The organism is Micromonospora sp. D75 (genome assembly GCF_018070405.1).
In the GTDB taxonomy this organism is placed as follows: domain Bacteria; phylum Actinomycetota; class Actinomycetes; order Mycobacteriales; family Micromonosporaceae; genus Micromonospora; species Micromonospora chalcea.
Window position 1 is genome coordinate 1 of the sequence record NZ_JAGPXV010001207.1, and the last position, 434, is coordinate 434.

The window sequence follows — 434 nt, forward strand, 5'->3', positions numbered from 1 at the left end:
CTGCCATGGCTGGGAGGGTGCGGCGCAGCAGCAGCCCGGCGACGACGCCGAGGACGAGGCCGAACACGGCGTACCCGACCGGTGCGACGCCGCGCGCGCCGAACAGCACGGTGCTGAACCGGTCGCCCGCGACCCGGTCGACGGGCGAGGCCGCCCAGGTCAGCAGCGCGCCGAGCAGCCCGGCGACGAGCGCGGCGGCGGCCGACAGCACGGCGAGCTTGACCGCCAGCCAGCGGCGGCGCGGCACGCTCTGGTTCCACACCAGCCGGTGCGTGCCCTGCTCCAGTTCCCGTGCGACCAGCGGCGCGCCCCAGAACGCGCCGATCAGTGCGGGCAGCAGCGCGAACCCACCGGCGAGGAACAGCATGGTCTGCGCGTACCGGTCGGGCAGCCGGGCCGGGTCGGGCCCGGCCCGGATGTCCGCGCCGAGGCGC

At 77.2% G+C, this 434-nt stretch carries 1 pseudogene; it reads right to left on the reverse strand.

Features of this window, described 5'->3' with window-relative positions:
* Positions 1-434, reverse strand: a pseudogene (locus KBX39_RS32890) (ABC transporter permease subunit); the annotation flags it as partial.